Origin of the sequence: Paenibacillus turicensis (assembly GCF_050461185.1) — a bacterium.
In the GTDB taxonomy this organism is placed as follows: Bacteria; Bacillota; Bacilli; order Paenibacillales; family Paenibacillaceae; genus Fontibacillus; species Fontibacillus turicensis_A.
Genome location: NZ_JBCMOR010000006.1, coordinates 138,961 through 156,183, shown reverse-complemented (window position 1 = coordinate 156,183; position 17,223 = coordinate 138,961). Strand labels below are relative to the sequence as shown.

The window sequence follows — 17,223 nt, the reverse complement described above, 5'->3', positions numbered from 1 at the left end:
TGCTTCATCAAATATAATACTTTGTAAATTTTATGAGTTGTAATTGAGATGATGTCGTAGCATAAAAACATAATTTTTTGGGAGGTAAACATGCAATCTTTTATAACATCAGTACTAGAGGATCAAGCTAATGTAACACTAGACCAATTACTTGAAAATTATGCTAATGAAAAATCAACAGGAATTTACTTTACACAATCTGATGGATCTGAATTGTTTGAGTCTTACGAAAGTCTTTATTTTAATGCAAAATGTATCTTAGGGGCACTACAAAAGCAAGGGTTTCAAAAGGGCGCTTATATTATTTTTCAGACAAACAATAATTTGTTTTTTGTAAGGTTGTTTTGGGGTTGTATTTTAGGAGGCATGATCCCTGTTCCTTTGTCTGTGCCACTACTTGCATCGCCTGATACGGAAGCATTTAAAAAGTTAGTAAAAGTAAGTGAACAGTTGTCAAATGCGTTGATCATTTCTGATAAAAGAAATTTAAATACATTTAGAGAAAATTATGAAGTAAATAATTTGAAATATTTAGAGTATGAAACGTTGGCGAGTAACCTAGAAGAAGGGCAATGTGTCACAATAAATTGTCAGGATATAGCGTATATACAATATTCATCAGGTAGCACAGGTAATCCTAAAGGCGTGAAATTAACACATAAAAATTTAGTTTATAATTTGTCGCAGATATCAGAACGTATGAAATTAAACAGGAATGATATTATGGCAAGTTGGCTACCATTGACACACGATATGGGGCTGATTGGTTATCATTTAACTCCAATATTTATGGGCATCTCTCATTCCCTACTAAATTCAGTTTTGTTTTTAAAAAAATCTTGGCTGTATTTTCAAAAATGTACGGAATTAAAAGCAACGGTGCTTGCAAGTCCTAACTTTGGATTAGACTGGATGATGAAGACGATTAAGGATTCACATTTAGATCATGTTGATTTATCTAGTGTGCGAAACATAATGTGTGGCGCAGAGCCAATATCAATGGATACGATTAGACGATTTTACGAGAAATTTTCTCCTTATGGCTTGCGTGAGAATACGATCCATCAAGTATATGGTATGGCAGAAGCTTGCGTGGCTGTTACTATTCCCTTAGAAGGACATAATCGCAGTGTATGTATTAACCGTCATAAAGCTCGTATTGGTCAAGAGGTAGAGGATGTAGCAACGAAAGAGTCAAGTGCGGCAGAGTTTGCTATAGTAGGACAACCATTATATGGAATAGAATTAATGATTGTAGATGATGAAGATTACATCTTAGAGGAAAATTACATAGGCAATATAGTGATCAAAGGGAAAAATGTATTTGATGGATACATGAATCAAGATGATTCTATTTTTAATGAGCAGGGCTTCTTTAATACAGGGGATTTGGGATTTTTACGCAATGGAGAATTAATCGTAATGGGAAGAAAGAAGGATATTTTGTTTGTAAATGGTCAAAATTATTATGCTAGTGATATAGAAAATATGTTAACCTTGGCGATCCCACAATTGTCTCAAGTCGTTGTGTGTGGTTTTCGGGATCAATCATCAAGTAGGGATGAAATTATAGTATTTGTACATGATCGGCAAGATGCTAAGTCATTTCTTCCCCTTGCACAGCAAGTACAGAATATGGTACTGGAACGGGTTGGAATCGCTGCGGATTACGTAATACCAATAAAAACAATACCTAAAACAACAAGTGGAAAGGTACAACGGTATCGTTTAATAGAGCGATTTGAGAATCATGAGTTTGATGAAGTTATCGCAATAGCTCCATATTCATATCAAACTATTAAGGAATCTTCCAAGAAGCCAGCATGGAACAAAACGGAGATTGAGAATCAAATCATTGAGATTGCAAAAGATGTATTTTCTATTCCTTCTTTGAAAGTAGACGATAATATTTCTCAGATGGGTGTTAGTTCGTTAACTCTGATTCGTTTCCAGGATGAAATAAATCAAAGATTTCAAGTCGAAATCCCTATTGTAAGCCTTTTCAAAATGTCTACCCTAGAACAAATAATTGCTATCATTGATGAACAGCTAAAGGTTGAGAAAGTAACTACACCTGAATTAACGGGGAATAAAGATTTGTGGTATGAACCCTTTCCTGTAACAGAAATACAAGGGGCTTATTTAGTTGGAAGACAAAACATTATGGAAATGGGTAATATCTCCACACATGCCTATTATGAGGTTGAAACAGCATTAGATATTAAACGTTTAAACGATGCATTAAATCATGTTTTAGAGCATCAGCTTATGTTACGTACTATTTTTGATGAAACAGGAATGCAAAAAGTACGACGTTCTAAGTTTTCTTATGATATTTGTGTTGAAGATTTACAACACCTTTCTTTAGAGGAACAACACAAGCGGATTTTGGAAAAAAGAAATGAGAGGTCACATTTTGTTTTTCAACAAGATCGTTGGCCATTATTTGAGTTATCTGCATTTATTCTTGGGGAGAAAAGGAATTACCTCTTCTTGGATATTGATCTATTAATTGCTGATGGAGGCAGTCTATTAATTTTAATACAAGAAATAATGAATTATTATGAGAAGCCGAATATGGAGATCGAACCTTTAGCCTTTCAATTCTCAGATTATGTAAGAGCATTGCACAGTTTTCGTGAATCTTCCGCCTACCAAAGAGCTAAGGACTATTGGCAAGCCAAAATAGAAGATTTCCCTTATGCACCTCAGCTAACCTTAGTTCGTGAACCAGAAACGATAGAGAAACCAATATTTAACCGAATGCAGAAGAGTTTGCCAACTGATAAATGGGATATTGTGAAGGGCTTAGCAACTCAGCATGGCGTAACACCATCTGTATTTTTATGTACAGTTTATGCAGAAATTTTGTGCAAATGGAGCAATCAATCCAGAATGGCACTTAATCTAACATTATTTAATCGACAGTCCTTTCATCCAGACGTAATGAAATTAATTGGAGATTTTACATCCGTTTTATTGCTGGATATTGATTTGACCACTCATAGTGCTTTTTGGGAGAGAGCATCTATGGTTCAGGATATATTATTTGAAGCAGTAGATCATCGTTTCTATAGCGGTGTTGATGTTATAAGAAATATTGCAAGTAAAAGAGAACTGACTAGTAAAGCGATTATGCCAATTGTATTTACAAGTATGTTATTTGATAGATCAAAATTCACAAACAATATGACAAAATGGGGCAAAGTAAAATACGGAATAAGCCAGACCCCTCAAGTCTTTTTAGATTTCCAAGTTACGGAAAGAGACGGACAATTAATTATGACTTGGGATTATGCGAAAGATTTGTTGGATGAAGATATGCTTAGTGCCATGTTTGAAGCCTATCAACTTCGATTACAGCAGGTGATAGATAATAATCTATCAGCTACGATGCCGCTACCTTTGACACAGTCTCAGCTCCTGCTTGATTACAATGCCACACAGGCAAATTATGCAGGGGATGTACTGCAACAATTAATAGACCAGCAATGTCAAAAAACGCCCGATGCGATTGCAGTCAAATTAGGGCAGGATACATTGACTTATGGCGAGCTAGAAAGGAAATCTAATCAGGTCGCTCATTATTTAGCAGAGCAAAACTATGCACACAATTCTTATATTGGAGTGTGGGCAGAGAGACGTATCGAGACCATTATTAATATGGTAGCTATTTTGAAAGCGGGACATGCTTATATCCCTATCAATCCAGAACACCCTGAGGAAAGAATACAATATATCGTGGAGCACAGTGATATTAAGCTAGTGATTCATCCAGACTTGTATGAAAAAGAGAAACTTTCCACCTATCAGGAAGGTGTCTTAGAGTCTGTGCAAGGTGGTCAACAGGATAAAGCCTATGCGATTTATACGTCAGGCAGCACTGGACATCCTAAGGGTGTGGTGATTACCCATGAAGCCGTCGTGAATACATTATTAGATATTAATGAGCGATTCCAAGTAGGTAGTGAAGATAAGATTATTGCCTTATCCTCGATGAGCTTTGATTTGTCCATCTATGATATTTTTGGCGCACTCATTAGTGGAGCCCAGTTAGTTTTAATCCCAGATCTTTTAGATATGAACAGTATTCATGGGATCATGATGGAAGAAGAAATCACGATATGGAACTCAGTTCCAGCCATTATGGATATGTATATGGAGAGCACTAAGCAAGACACGGTACAGGGAGATGCTATAGAAAGTTTGCGTCTTGTGATGCTAAGTGGAGACTGGATTCCGCTTGGCTTGCCAGAAAAAATCACAACAAGAATGCCCCAAGCCCAAGTTATCGGTTTAGGTGGGGCAACGGAAGGCTCAATCTGGTCGATCCATTTCCCAATCACAGAGGTAAAGCCAGAGTGGAAAAGCATCCCTTATGGTTACCCACTAAAAAACCAACAAATCTACGTGCTGGATGAACATGGAGAAGAATGCCCAATCGACGTGGCAGGAGAACTGCATATTGGTGGAAAAGGCGTGGCTGCGGGTTATCTGAATGACGAGGAAAAGACGAAGGCCGCTTTTATCCAACATAGATTAGGGTATCTGTACAAAACAGGGGATTATGGTGTGATGCGTCAGGAAGGATATGTAGATTTCCTTGGAAGAAGAGATAGTCAGGTTAAGATACGTGGACATCGCATCGAACTTGGAGAAATCGAACATTGCATCAACAATTTACCCAACATTCGCCAGTCCGTTGTTGCCGATTATAGTGATCCGCAAGGAGAAAAGCAACTGTGTGGGTACATTGTGTCAGACGAGACAATCGAATTGGCAGAAATAAGAAGAGAGTTAGCCAAGTCTGTCCCTGATTATATGGTTCCATCACAATTCATACAGGTCGAAGAGATCCCACTTTCTGCCAATGGGAAAGTCGATCGTAAGTTATTGCCAAATCCAGAAATGCATATTGAAGAAAGTAAGAACATGAGGGGTTATGAGGCACCAAGTACCCCGACGGAGAGATTGGTCGTAGAGGCGTTTGAAAACGTACTTGGCATGGAACGAGTAAGTGTGAATGACAACTTTTTTGATTTAGGTGGAGACTCCATCAAGGCAATTCATATTTTAAACAAGATAAGAGAAGCCGGATACGATAGCTCCATGCGCAATCTTCTAATGGAAAGAACACCAAAGTTAATCGCCATGAATTTATCTACAAAACAAGAAAATACACCTGTGGAACAAGGGGAAATAAGTGGTGAAATTTCACTTACACCAATTCAGCGCTATTTCTTCGCACAAAATATGATGTATCCTGAACATTTTAATGTATGCCAAGTGTTCAAGGTACGTGAAAGACTCAATGTTGATGCATTACAATCAGCTTTATCTGCTTTAGTGCAGCATCATGATATGTTGAGAGCTACTTACAAAGGTAGTAAACAGGTTATAGGGAAAATAGAAGATAAGATATGGTATGGCTTTACAAAAGTAACCTGTGAATCTGAAGAGATTCAAGAAAAAATTAAGACAACAAAAGTAAAGATGGATTTAGCGGAAGGGCCATTATTACAAGCGGTTTTATTTTGCACACCAGAGCAGGATTATCTGCTGTTGGTAGCTCATCACATTATCATGGATGTGATCTCCTGGCGCATCTTAAGTGAGGATTTGGAGAAGGGCTATACTCAAGCATTAAGTCAGGAAGAGATAACATTAGCAGATAAAACGGTTTCCTTTAAAGTATGGAGCGAAGCATTAGCTCATTACAGCCAAAGTGAAAAGTTGAAAAGAAGTATAGCTTACTGGGCAGAAATAGAAAGTAAATTGGTTGAAGGTAAGTTAAAAGAAGATGGAACGGATAATAAATTCGAGCCAAAGTCAGCCGTAGCCTGTCTTAATACCAACATTACACAAAAATTATTAAAAGAAAGTGCCCATGCTTATCATACAGAAATTAATGACTTACTTGTAACCGCACTAGGACGTGCAATATACAAGGTAACAGGTCAAAGAACGCTTGCAGTACAGATGGAAGGACATGGTCGTGAAGAAACAGTAGGCTCTTTTGATTTAGGTAGGACAATAGGGTGGTTCACGAGTATATATCCTGTAGTTTTAGAGGAGTTAGGCACTAATATTGCCCAGGATATTCGTAATACCAAAGAGACATTGCGACGTGTACCCGCACATGGAATTGACTATGGCCTCATAAAAAATGCAGACATAGTTAATTCAGAAGAAATGGTAGCAGATACGGCACCAGATATATCATTTAATTACCTTGGAGAACTAGGCGTACAAAAAGAATCTAACAATCCATATTTCGAGTTTTCACAATTAGGTTATGGGCAGGACAGTGATCCTCATAATCAGTTCGGTCCATCCATTAACGTCATAGGTCATGTACAAAACGGTAGTTTATCTATGACAGTAACCTGCAACAGCAGTCGTTATTTGGCTGAAAGGATTGAGCAAATAGGAAAAGCATATGAAGAAGAGCTGATAGCAGTCGCAGAACATTGCTCTAGTTCACAGCAAAGTGAATTAACGGCAAGTGATTTTGGCGAGAGCGTATGGCAAGATCATGAATTTTGTTATGTACAGCAAGCAGTCCAAATGCGCGGTGAGAAAATTCAACGTATCTATCCATTGGCTCCTGTGCAGGAGGGAATGCTCTATGAGAAACTTTTAGATGAATACTCCACGAAATATGTTGTTCAGCAGACGTTGCGATTGACAGAAGTAGATGTGGATAAAATGCATAAATCCTTCCAGTATTTAGCGACGCAACATGATATTTTACGTACAAAAATCTGTTATCGTGGCGTAAGTGTACCAAGACAAGTTTTATTGAAAGAAAGAACTCTGGAATTTAATTATATTGAAGTAGCTAATGAGTCTGATTATCTTGATTTAAAAGAACAAGATGTAAAACGAGGTTTTGATTTAGAAGAGGATACTCTAGTTCGTATGAACTTGATAAAAATAAACAACAGTGATTATCGGTTGATCATGACGAACCATCATATTATTTTAGATGGTTGGTGTTTGCCAATTTTGCGTAGAGAATTATTTAGTGCCTATATGGCAACAGATGAAGAACAATTAACGATTCCTGATACGACTACTTCTAACAAAATAGGCAGCTATGAACAATTTGTGCATTATTTAAATGAAAAAGAGAAAGAGCCAAGTCTTAAATATTGGGAAGACCTGCTTCAAGGATATGAGACAAGGGCTGATATTTTACCAATAGGTCGACCGGATGAAACAGAAGAAGAAAGTCAGAGTCAAGAGTTTGAGTTATCTTTGAAGGTAACGGAACAAGCAGAAGCTGTATGTGCTCAGTACGGTGTAACATTGAACACGCTAGTAGAAGCTTGCTGGGGAGTTTTATTGGAAAAATACAACTCAACAGATGATGTTGTATTTGGGAAAGTTGTATCTGGTAGAAATGCAGAGATTGAAGGTATCGAAGAAATTGTTGGTTTATTTATCAATACAATACCAGTACGTATATCAACATCAAACGAAGATACATTTGCCGATTTATTGGAATCATTGCAGAGTCAGGCAATTGCTGCAAATGAACACGATTTTCTTCCTTTAGCAGAAATACAGAATCATACCTTGTTAGGAAGAAATTTAATAGGGACCTTATTTTTCTTTGAAGGCTATCAAGGAACAAGTATAAATATTAACGGCAAATTAAATGTAGAATCTGAATTTTACCGTGAACAAATTGGATATGACTTGGGAATGACGGCATTTAAGAGTGATCGTCTACATTTTAGAATCCTATTTAGTACAAAGCTATATAACAAGGAAGAAATAAATATTATTGGTTCTCATTTGCAAACTCTTATGGAACAAGCAATTGCAGCACCACAAACGAAATTAAAAGAATTAGGTTTGACGAATGAAGCGGAAGAAAAGATTGAATTAGTTCAATTTAATGCAACGGATAATGACTATCCAAGAGACAACACAATTGTCCAATTATTTGAAGAGCAAGTAGCAAGAACACCACATAATACAGCAGTAGTATGCGGGGATGAGCAATTAAGTTACGCTCAACTAAATGCACGTGCCAACAAACTTGCATTAAAATTGCGAGAAGAATACCATGTTCAGCCGGATGATTTTGTTGCCATTATAGCGGAAAGAAGTTTAGAGATGGTGGTTGGATTGTATGCCATTTTAAAGTCAGGCGCAGCTTATGTACCGATTGATCCATTTTATCCAGAAGAACGTATCAAGCATATATTGGAGGATAGCCAGCCAAAAGCAGTTTTAATTGGTCATGGGAAATATAATATTTCTGCTGAAAAGGTTGTTCACTTATTTAGTGATGACAGCAATGGAGAACTTACAGATAATCTAGAGCATGTGAATACGCCTCATGATCTTGTTTATCTTGTGTATACATCTGGGACAACAGGAAAACCAAAAGGGGTTATGGTAGAGCATCAGCATATCGTTAATCAGCAAATGTGGACACAAAGAGAATACCCGTTACATGAGGGTGAATCCCTTTTAATGAAGACGACCTGTGCATTTGATGTTTTCGCCTGGGAAGTATTTTGGTGGATGTTGGACGGTGGAAAACTGATTATTTTACCACAAGGGGAAGAAAGTCAAAGCGATAAGATAATCAAAACGATTCAGGATTATGAAGTTAATGCAATCCAGTTCGTTCCTTCCATGTTTAATATGTTTTTAGAAGAATTAGAAATGAGCAAAGAGAGCATAAATACTCTACGTTATATCATTAATATTGGCGAGAAACTAAATGCGGAAAGTGTAAGACATTACAATCAACTAAGGGAAAAAGGACAGGTAAGCGCAGAATTGCTTAATCTGTATGGTCCTGCTGAAACTACAGTTAACTCTAGTGGATATCATTGTCCAGCAGGCTTAAATGTGGATAAAGTCTTAATTGGCAAACCGATTAGTAATACTCAAATTCATATATTATCTAATGAAAAAATTGCTGGAATAGGGGTACCAGGCGAACTATGTATTGCAGGAGAAAGTGTGTCTCGTGGTTACTTAAATCGCGAAGAATTAACAGCACAAAAGTTTATTAAAAACCCTTTTGGTTCAGGAATGATGTATAAAACAGGCGATTTGGCACGGTGGCTGCCGGATGGAAATGTTGAGTACCTTGGTCGCATAGATGATCAGGTTAAGATCAGAGGTTTCCGAATCGAACCAGGAGAAATAGAAAGTACTTTGTTGGAGCTCGAAGGGGTTAGTGGTGCAGCCGTTATCGTACGACAGGATAAGCAAGGTGAAAAATATTTGTGTGCTTATGTGGTCGTTCATAAGGAAGCAGAGCAATTTGATGAAGATACCATCAAGACTGAATTGCGCAAGAAGTTACCAGACTATATGGTTCCTTTATATATTATTCGAATTGACCAAATTCCTTTAAGTCATAATGGAAAGCTGAATAAAGCTGCGCTACCAGAACCAGAATACAAGCCTAAGGAATATGCAGCACCGACAAATAGAGAAGAACAATTAGTAGTGGAAGCATTTGAGAAGACCCTTGGAATAACAGGAATTAGTGTCAATGATAGCTTTTTTGACTTGGGTGGTCATTCACTTAAAGTTACATTATTGTCTAATGAATTAGAAAAGACAGTGGGAATAAAACTGCAGCTTAGTGAAATATTTGCCTTATCAACACCAAAACGTATTGGAGAAAGACTTAGAAGTTTACAGCATGATAGTTTTAAAGAGATACCAAAAATAGCACAAGCAGAGTTCTATCCAATGAGCTCAGTTCAAAAGCGACTATATCTTCTAAATGAAATCGTTGGTCCTAGCATTTCCTATAACATCTCGAATGTCATAAAATATGAAAATGCCTTGGATAAAGAGCGGCTACAGAGAGCATTAGATCACCTCTTAGAAAGAGAAGAAATATTGAGAACCAGCTTCCATCTTATTGATGGAGAGCCAGTTCAAGTGATCCAACCAGATGCGAGAGTAGTACTAGAATATAAAGAAGCAGATACACTAAATATTCAAGCTGAATATGATCATTTTGTTTGTCCATTTGATTTATCCAAAGCACCTTTGATGCGGGTGAAGTTATTACAGACACCGCAAGCCTCATACTTGATGTTGGATATTCATCATATTATTTCTGATGGAGAGAGTTTGCCTATTATGATGAACTGGATCAGTGAGCTATATGAAGGAAATACCTTACCAAGCCCACAGATTCATTATAAGGATTTCTCTGCTTGGCAAATTACTCAGGATATCTCGGAGCAGGCAGCATATTGGAAAAACGAGTTTTCAGGCGAAATACCAACACTAAATTTGAATACAGATTTCCAGCGTCCTAAGAAAAAGAGTTTTAATGGTGCGGATGTAAAAACTGAAATTGAAGAACCAGTTGTTATGGAAATTAAGCAATTAGCGAAGAAGCATGGTGCTACAGAATACATGATTATGTTATCTACCTTTATGCTTCTATTGAACAAATATAGTCAGCAGGCAGAAATTGTAGTTGGGACGCCTGTATCAGGTAGAACTCATGTGGATACACAAGAGATGCTAGGAATGTTCGTAAACTCCTTGGCTATCAAAGGGCATGTGAAACAAGAGGAGAGCTTTGAACAGTTATTGCTTGGCGTAAAAGAAAAATGTCTTCGTGCTTATGATAATCAGGACTATCAATATGAAGATTTAGTTGAGGCAGTAGATGTAAAGAGAGATTTATCAAGAAACCCATTATTTGATGTCATGTTTATGATGCCAGAAAGTGAAATCATGGATGGTTCAAAGAGCATTATGAGTGGAAAATGGCTACCTATGGAAGGGAAAGTAGCTAAGTTTGATCTGAATTTAATGGTAATTCAAACATCAGCGGGTTATGTGCTCAACTTAGAGTATTCTACAGATTTATTTAAGCAGGAAACGATCAAGCAAATGGTCGATGATTATGTTTTATTGCTTTCAGAGGTTGTAACACATCCAGAAAATAGTGTGCAAAAGCTACTTCACCAAGAGGATGCTCAGAAAGAAAATGTTAAAACAGAGGAGAATAATTCGGCTCAAACAGAGCTTAATCATCGTGCTAATCATTTGGCACAGCAAGTTTCAGATTTGATGCAAGCATTGCATCAAAGAGATCAAGCTTATTGGAAGAGCAAAGTAGACAATTTCCCACAAGCACCACAGTTACCACTTTTATCTGCTGGGAATGATGCTGTAAACAACGCAAAAGTGGCACGTTTAGAAAGAAATCTTTCTGCGACAGACTGGGCGATTGTAAGAAGCAAAGCATTGGACAACAAAATTGCACCATCTGCTTTATTATGCACGATTTACGCAGAGGTTCTATTTAAATGGAGCAATCAAGCCAACATGGGACTTAGCTTGAACCTGTCTAGTAATCAACCTTTCCACCAAGATGGAATGTCTCTAATGGGGGATTTTGTATCACAATTGATGTTAGATATCGATTTATCATCTCCTAGACAATTTTGGGAAAAAACGACTGAGATTCAGAAATCATTATTTGAAGCGTTAGACCACAGATTTTACAGTGGGGTTGATTTCCTACGTGATCTGGCTGAAAACCTTGGTCAAGAAGATCAGGCTATAATGCCAATCGTATTTACCAGTTTGCTTCGTGAAGAAGTGAATTCTTTCAATGCCAATATGGGTAATAGGGGAGAATTGAAATACGGAATAAATCAGACCCTTGAAGTATTATTGGATTTCCAAGTTACGGAGAGCAACGGACAATTAATTATGACTTGGGACTATGCGAAAGATTTGTTGGATGAAGATATGCTTAGTGCCATGTTTGAAGCCTACCAACTTCGATTACAGCAGGTGATAGACAATAATCTGTCAGCTACGATACCGCTACCTTTGGCACAATCTCAACTCCTGCTTGATTACAATGCCACACAAGCAGATTATGCGGGGGATGTACTACAAAGATTAATAGACCAGCAATGTCAAAAAACGCCTGATGCGATTGCATTCAAGTTAGGACAGGATACACTGACCTATGGCGAGCTAGAAAGAAAATCCAATCAGGTCGCTCATTATTTAGCAGAACAAAACTATGCGCACAATTCTTATATTGGAGTTTGGGCAGAGCGACGTATTGAGACCATTATAAATATGGTAGCTATTTTGAAAGCCGGCCATGCTTATATTCCTGTGAATCCAGAATATCCTGAGGAAAGAATACAATATATCGTGGAGCATAGTGATATTAAGCTAATGATTTATCCAGATTTATATGAAAAAGAGAATCTTTCTACCTATCAGGAAGGTGTATTAGAGTCGGTACAAGTTCGTCAGCAGGATAAAGCCTATGCAATTTATACGTCAGGAAGCACTGGACATCCTAAGGGTGTGGTGATTACCCATGAAGCTGTCGTGAATACATTATTAGATATTAATGAGCGATTCCAAGTAGGGAGCGAAGATAAAATCATTGCTTTATCCTCGATGAGCTTTGATTTATCTGTCTATGATATGTTTGGCGCGCTCATTAGTGGAGCGCAGTTAGTATTAATTCCAGATCTTTTAGATGTAGCCAGCATTCATGGGATCATGATGGAAGAAGCAATCACGATATGGAATTCGGTTCCCGCCATAATGGATATGTATTTGGAGGGTACCAAGCAAGACACAGTGCAGGGAGATACAACAGAGAGTTTACGTCTTGTGATGCTAAGTGGAGACTGGATACCGCTTGGTTTGCCAGAAAAAATCACAACAAGAATGCCTAAAGCCCAAGTCATCGGCTTAGGAGGAGCAACGGAAGGCTCAATCTGGTCGATCCATTTCCCAATCACAGAGGTAAAGCCAGAGTGGAAAAGCATCCCTTATGGTTACCCACTGAAAAATCAACAAATCTACGTACTGGATGAATGTGGAGAACAATGTCCAGTAGGTGTAGCAGGAGAACTGCATATTGGTGGAAAAGGCGTGGCTGCAGGTTATCTCAATGACGAAGAAAAGACGAAGGCCGCTTTTATCCAACATAGATTAGGGTATCTGTACAAAACAGGGGATTATGGCGTGATGCGTCAGTCAGGATATGTAGATTTCCTTGGAAGAAGAGATAGTCAGGTTAAGATACGCGGACATCGAATCGAACTTGGAGAGATCGAACATTGTATCAACAATTTGCCGAACATTCGCCAGTCCGTTGTTGCCGATTATAGTGATCCACAAGGAGATAAGCAACTGTGTGGGTACATTGTGTCAGATGAGACAATCGAATTGGCAGAAATAAGAAGAGAGTTAGCCAAGTCTGTCCCTGATTATATGGTCCCATCACAATTTATACAGGTCGAAGAGATCCCACTTTCTGCAAATGGGAAAGTCGATCGTAAGTTATTGCCAAATCCAGAAATGCATATTGAAGAAAGTAAGAACATGAGGGGTTATGAGGCACCAAGCACCCCGACGGAGAAATTGGTTGTAGAGGCGTTTGAAAATGTACTTGGTATGGAACGAGTAAGTGTGAATGACAATTTCTTTGATTTGGGTGGATATTCACTAAATGTGATTCGTTTGTGTAATGAATTAGAGAAGAGTACAGGGGTAAGGTTGCCACTTAGAGAAATTTTCGATTTAGTTACACCAAAAAATATTGCAGAAAGCATTAAAAACTCAACGGAAAATATGTTTGAACAAATTCCAAAAATAGCAGAAGCGGAAAGCTATTCTATAAGTTCAGCTCAAAAGAGGCTTTATCTTTTAGATCAACTCACAGGCCCGAGTACAACTTATAATATTCCGTTAGTCATCAAGCTTAAAGTTAAACCAGACAATGCGCGACTTCAGGGAGCATTAGATCAATTATTAGAGCAGGAAGAAATTTTGAGAACAAGCTTTCATATGGTTGATGGTGAACCTATTCAAAAAATTTGTTCAGATGCAAGAATTGTGCTGGAATACAGCGAAGCGGGTACAGCCGATTCACAGTATATCCAAGACGAATACAATACTTTCGTCCAACCATTTGACCTGTCTAAATCACCACTAATGCGTACAAAAATACTTGATACTCCAAATGGTTCATATTTGTTTGTGGATATTCACCATATTTTATGTGATGCAGGAAGCATGCCAATTATGCTTTACAAAATACAAGAATTGTATGAAGGCAGAGAATTGTTAACACCACGAGTTCAGTATAAGGACTTTTCTGTTTGGCAAAATGCTAGAGACGTAACAGAGCAGGCTGAATATTGGAAGGAAGAATTTTCTGGCGATATACCGGTTCTGGATTTAATTACGGATTATCCGCGTCCTCATAAACAAAGCTTTAGAGGTGCTAATTTCCGAACACAGGTAGAGGAAAAGACAAGTATCAAAGTAAAAGAAATAGCACAGAATTATGGTGCAACTGAGTTTATGGTTTTGTTGTCCACCTTTATTTCAATGTTAGGAAAATATAGTCGACAGGAAGAAATTATAGTAGGAACTCCGATATCGGGACGAAGCCATAGTGATACCCAAAATATGTTAGGGATGTTTGTAAATACGCTAGCAATCAAAGGAAATGTCCGCGCTGATGATACATTTGAGGATGTGTTATTAAGTACAAAAGAGAAGTGTTTACAGGCATACGATAACAAGGAATATCAGTTAGAAGATTTAGTTGAAGCTGTGGCAGTAAAGAGAGATTTTTCAAGAAACCCCGTATTCGACGTCATGTTTGTATTACTGGATGATGAGAGAGAGAATTACTCGGATATTATTCAATTTGGAACGAGGGAATCGGTTGAAGGAAGTATTTCTAAATTTGACTTGACCTTAACCATGGTAAGTGATTCAGAAGGCTATAAGATTGATTTTGAATATTGTACAGACTTATTTAAACCAGAAACGATTGAATATATGGCACAACACTTTGTAACCCTAATTGAAGAAGTTTTAGTGTCTCCGGAAGCAAAGCTTCAGGATATTGCCATGATAGATATGAATGAGAAAGCAAAGATATTGAATGAGTTCAATAGGACAGAGGCAGAGTTCCCTCTTCATAAGACGATTGTGCAATTATTGGAAGAGCAAGTTGCCCAAACACCTAATCATATCGCAATCACATTTGAAGGGCACCAACTTACCTATGCTCAATTAAATGAACGGGCAAATGCTTTAGCAAGGAAACTTCGAGAGGAACATAGCATTAGGCCTAATGATTTTGTGGTGATTTCAACAGAAAAATGTTTGGAGATGGTCGTTGGTATATATGCGATTTTAAAGGCCGGAGCTGCTTATGTACCCGTTGATCCATCTTATCCGGAGGAAAGAATAGATTATATCATTAATGACTGTAAACCAAAGGTAGTATTATGTGGAACAAAACAACTTGAAGTTGACATTCCTATCATGTATCTCCATGATGAGGCAAATTATAAGCTGGAATGCAGTAATCTTGTCTATGTAAATCAATCAAATGATTTGATGTATGTGATTTATACGTCGGGTACAACGGGATGGCCAAAGGGTGTTATGGTGCAGCATGTAAATGTAGTGCGATTACTGAAGAATGACAAGTTTAAGCTTGATTTCTATGAAAATGATATCTGGGTTCAATTCCATTCCTATTGCTTTGATGTTTCAGTTTGGGAGATATTTGGAAGTCTTTTAAATGGAGCAAAGCTTGTTATTCCTTCTGAAGCTACAGTAAAAGATGGGTATGCATTCGGAGAGCTGCTTCAAAAAGAAGCAGTAACCATCCTATGTCAGGTACCTTCACCATTTTATGCGTTAATCGATGCAACGACAGGGCAAACCATAAATAGTTTACGATATGTAATTTTTGCAGGAGAGGCACTCTATCCAGCTCACTTGAAGAAATGGCATGAGAACAATAGACATTGTCGTCTGGTTAATATGTATGGGCCAACAGAAACCACAGTTTATGCTACTTATCGTGATATTGATACTGAAGCGATCGAGAATGGAATTAGTGATATAGGAAAGCCACTTCCAACGTTAAAAATTTATATTTTAAATGGAAATGAGCTTTGTGGAATTGGAGTCCCAGGTGAGTTATGTATAACGGGTGAGGGTGTATCTCAAGGCTATTTAAATCGACAAGCCCTGACAGACGAGAAGTTTGTACACAACCCATTTGGAGCAGGAAAGATGTATCGGACAGGAGATTTGGCACGCTGGTTACCTAATGGAAATATCGAATATATCGGACGTATGGATGACCAAGCAAAAATTAGAGGATATCGTATCGAACCAAGAGAAGTAGAGTGCCGTTTATTGGAGCTTGAAGGTATAAGTGAAGCTGTGGTAGTCGTGCGGGAAGATAAAAGTAAAGAAAAATTCTTGTGTGCTTACATCATAGCTGAGGAAGAAATAGAGGAAAAGACAGTAAAGCTTAAGTTAAATAAATTATTACCAGATTACATGGTACCTGCACATATTATTTCAATTGATGCAATTCCGCTGACACGTAATGGTAAGCTTGACAAAACATCACTGCCATTGCCGCAGTATAAGTCAAAGGAATATATTGCGCCACGAAACGAAAGTGAAGCTCTAATTGTACAAGCATTTGAGTACATCCTAGATATTGAAAATATAAGTGTAACTGACAGCTTCTTTGATCTAGGGGGATCCTCACTGAAAGCAGTGTTACTGTGTAATGAATTGGAGAAAGCCATAGGCGTACGTCTATCTCTTAGAGATATTTTTACCTTTGCTACTCCGGAGCAGATAGCAGAAAATATGGGATCTTTAGAGAATTCGATGTTTGTGGCAATAGAACAAGCTTCAGCGGCTGAGTATTACCCAACAAGTTCAGCTCAAAAAAGACTTTATCTTCTGGACGAGATGACAGGACCTAACATTAACTATAATGTATCGGATGTCTATGCTTATGAAGAGCCACTAGATAAAGAAAGACTACAGAAAGCTTTGAATAAGCTGTTAGAGCAAGAAGAAATACTGCGAACTAGTTTCCACATTGTGGATGGTGAGCCGATTCAAATGATATCCTCAGACGCAAGGGTTCTATTAGACTACAGCGAAGTGGATGAAATAGATATACAAACAGAATATGACAATTTTGTTCAACCGTTTGTTTTATCCGAAGCGCCGTTGATGCGTGCCAAATTAATGAAAACAACAACGGCCTCCTACCTATTTGTTGATATTCATCACATTATATGTGATGGGGAAAGCCTGCCAGTTATACTGCATCAAGTGAATCAATTTTATGAAAATGATGGAACTGATCATGAATAGAGGAGAACT

The 17,223-nt window shown here is 37.8% G+C and carries 1 protein-coding gene; it reads left to right on the top strand.

The features are described from left to right. Positions 1–90 precede the first annotated feature (90 nt). Positions 91–17,214 (top strand): amino acid adenylation domain-containing protein, encoded by a 17,124-nt coding sequence (locus ABE099_RS11955; RefSeq protein WP_430030895.1) that lies wholly within the window; start codon positions 91–93, stop codon positions 17,212–17,214. Positions 17,215–17,223: the final 9 nt, after the last annotated feature.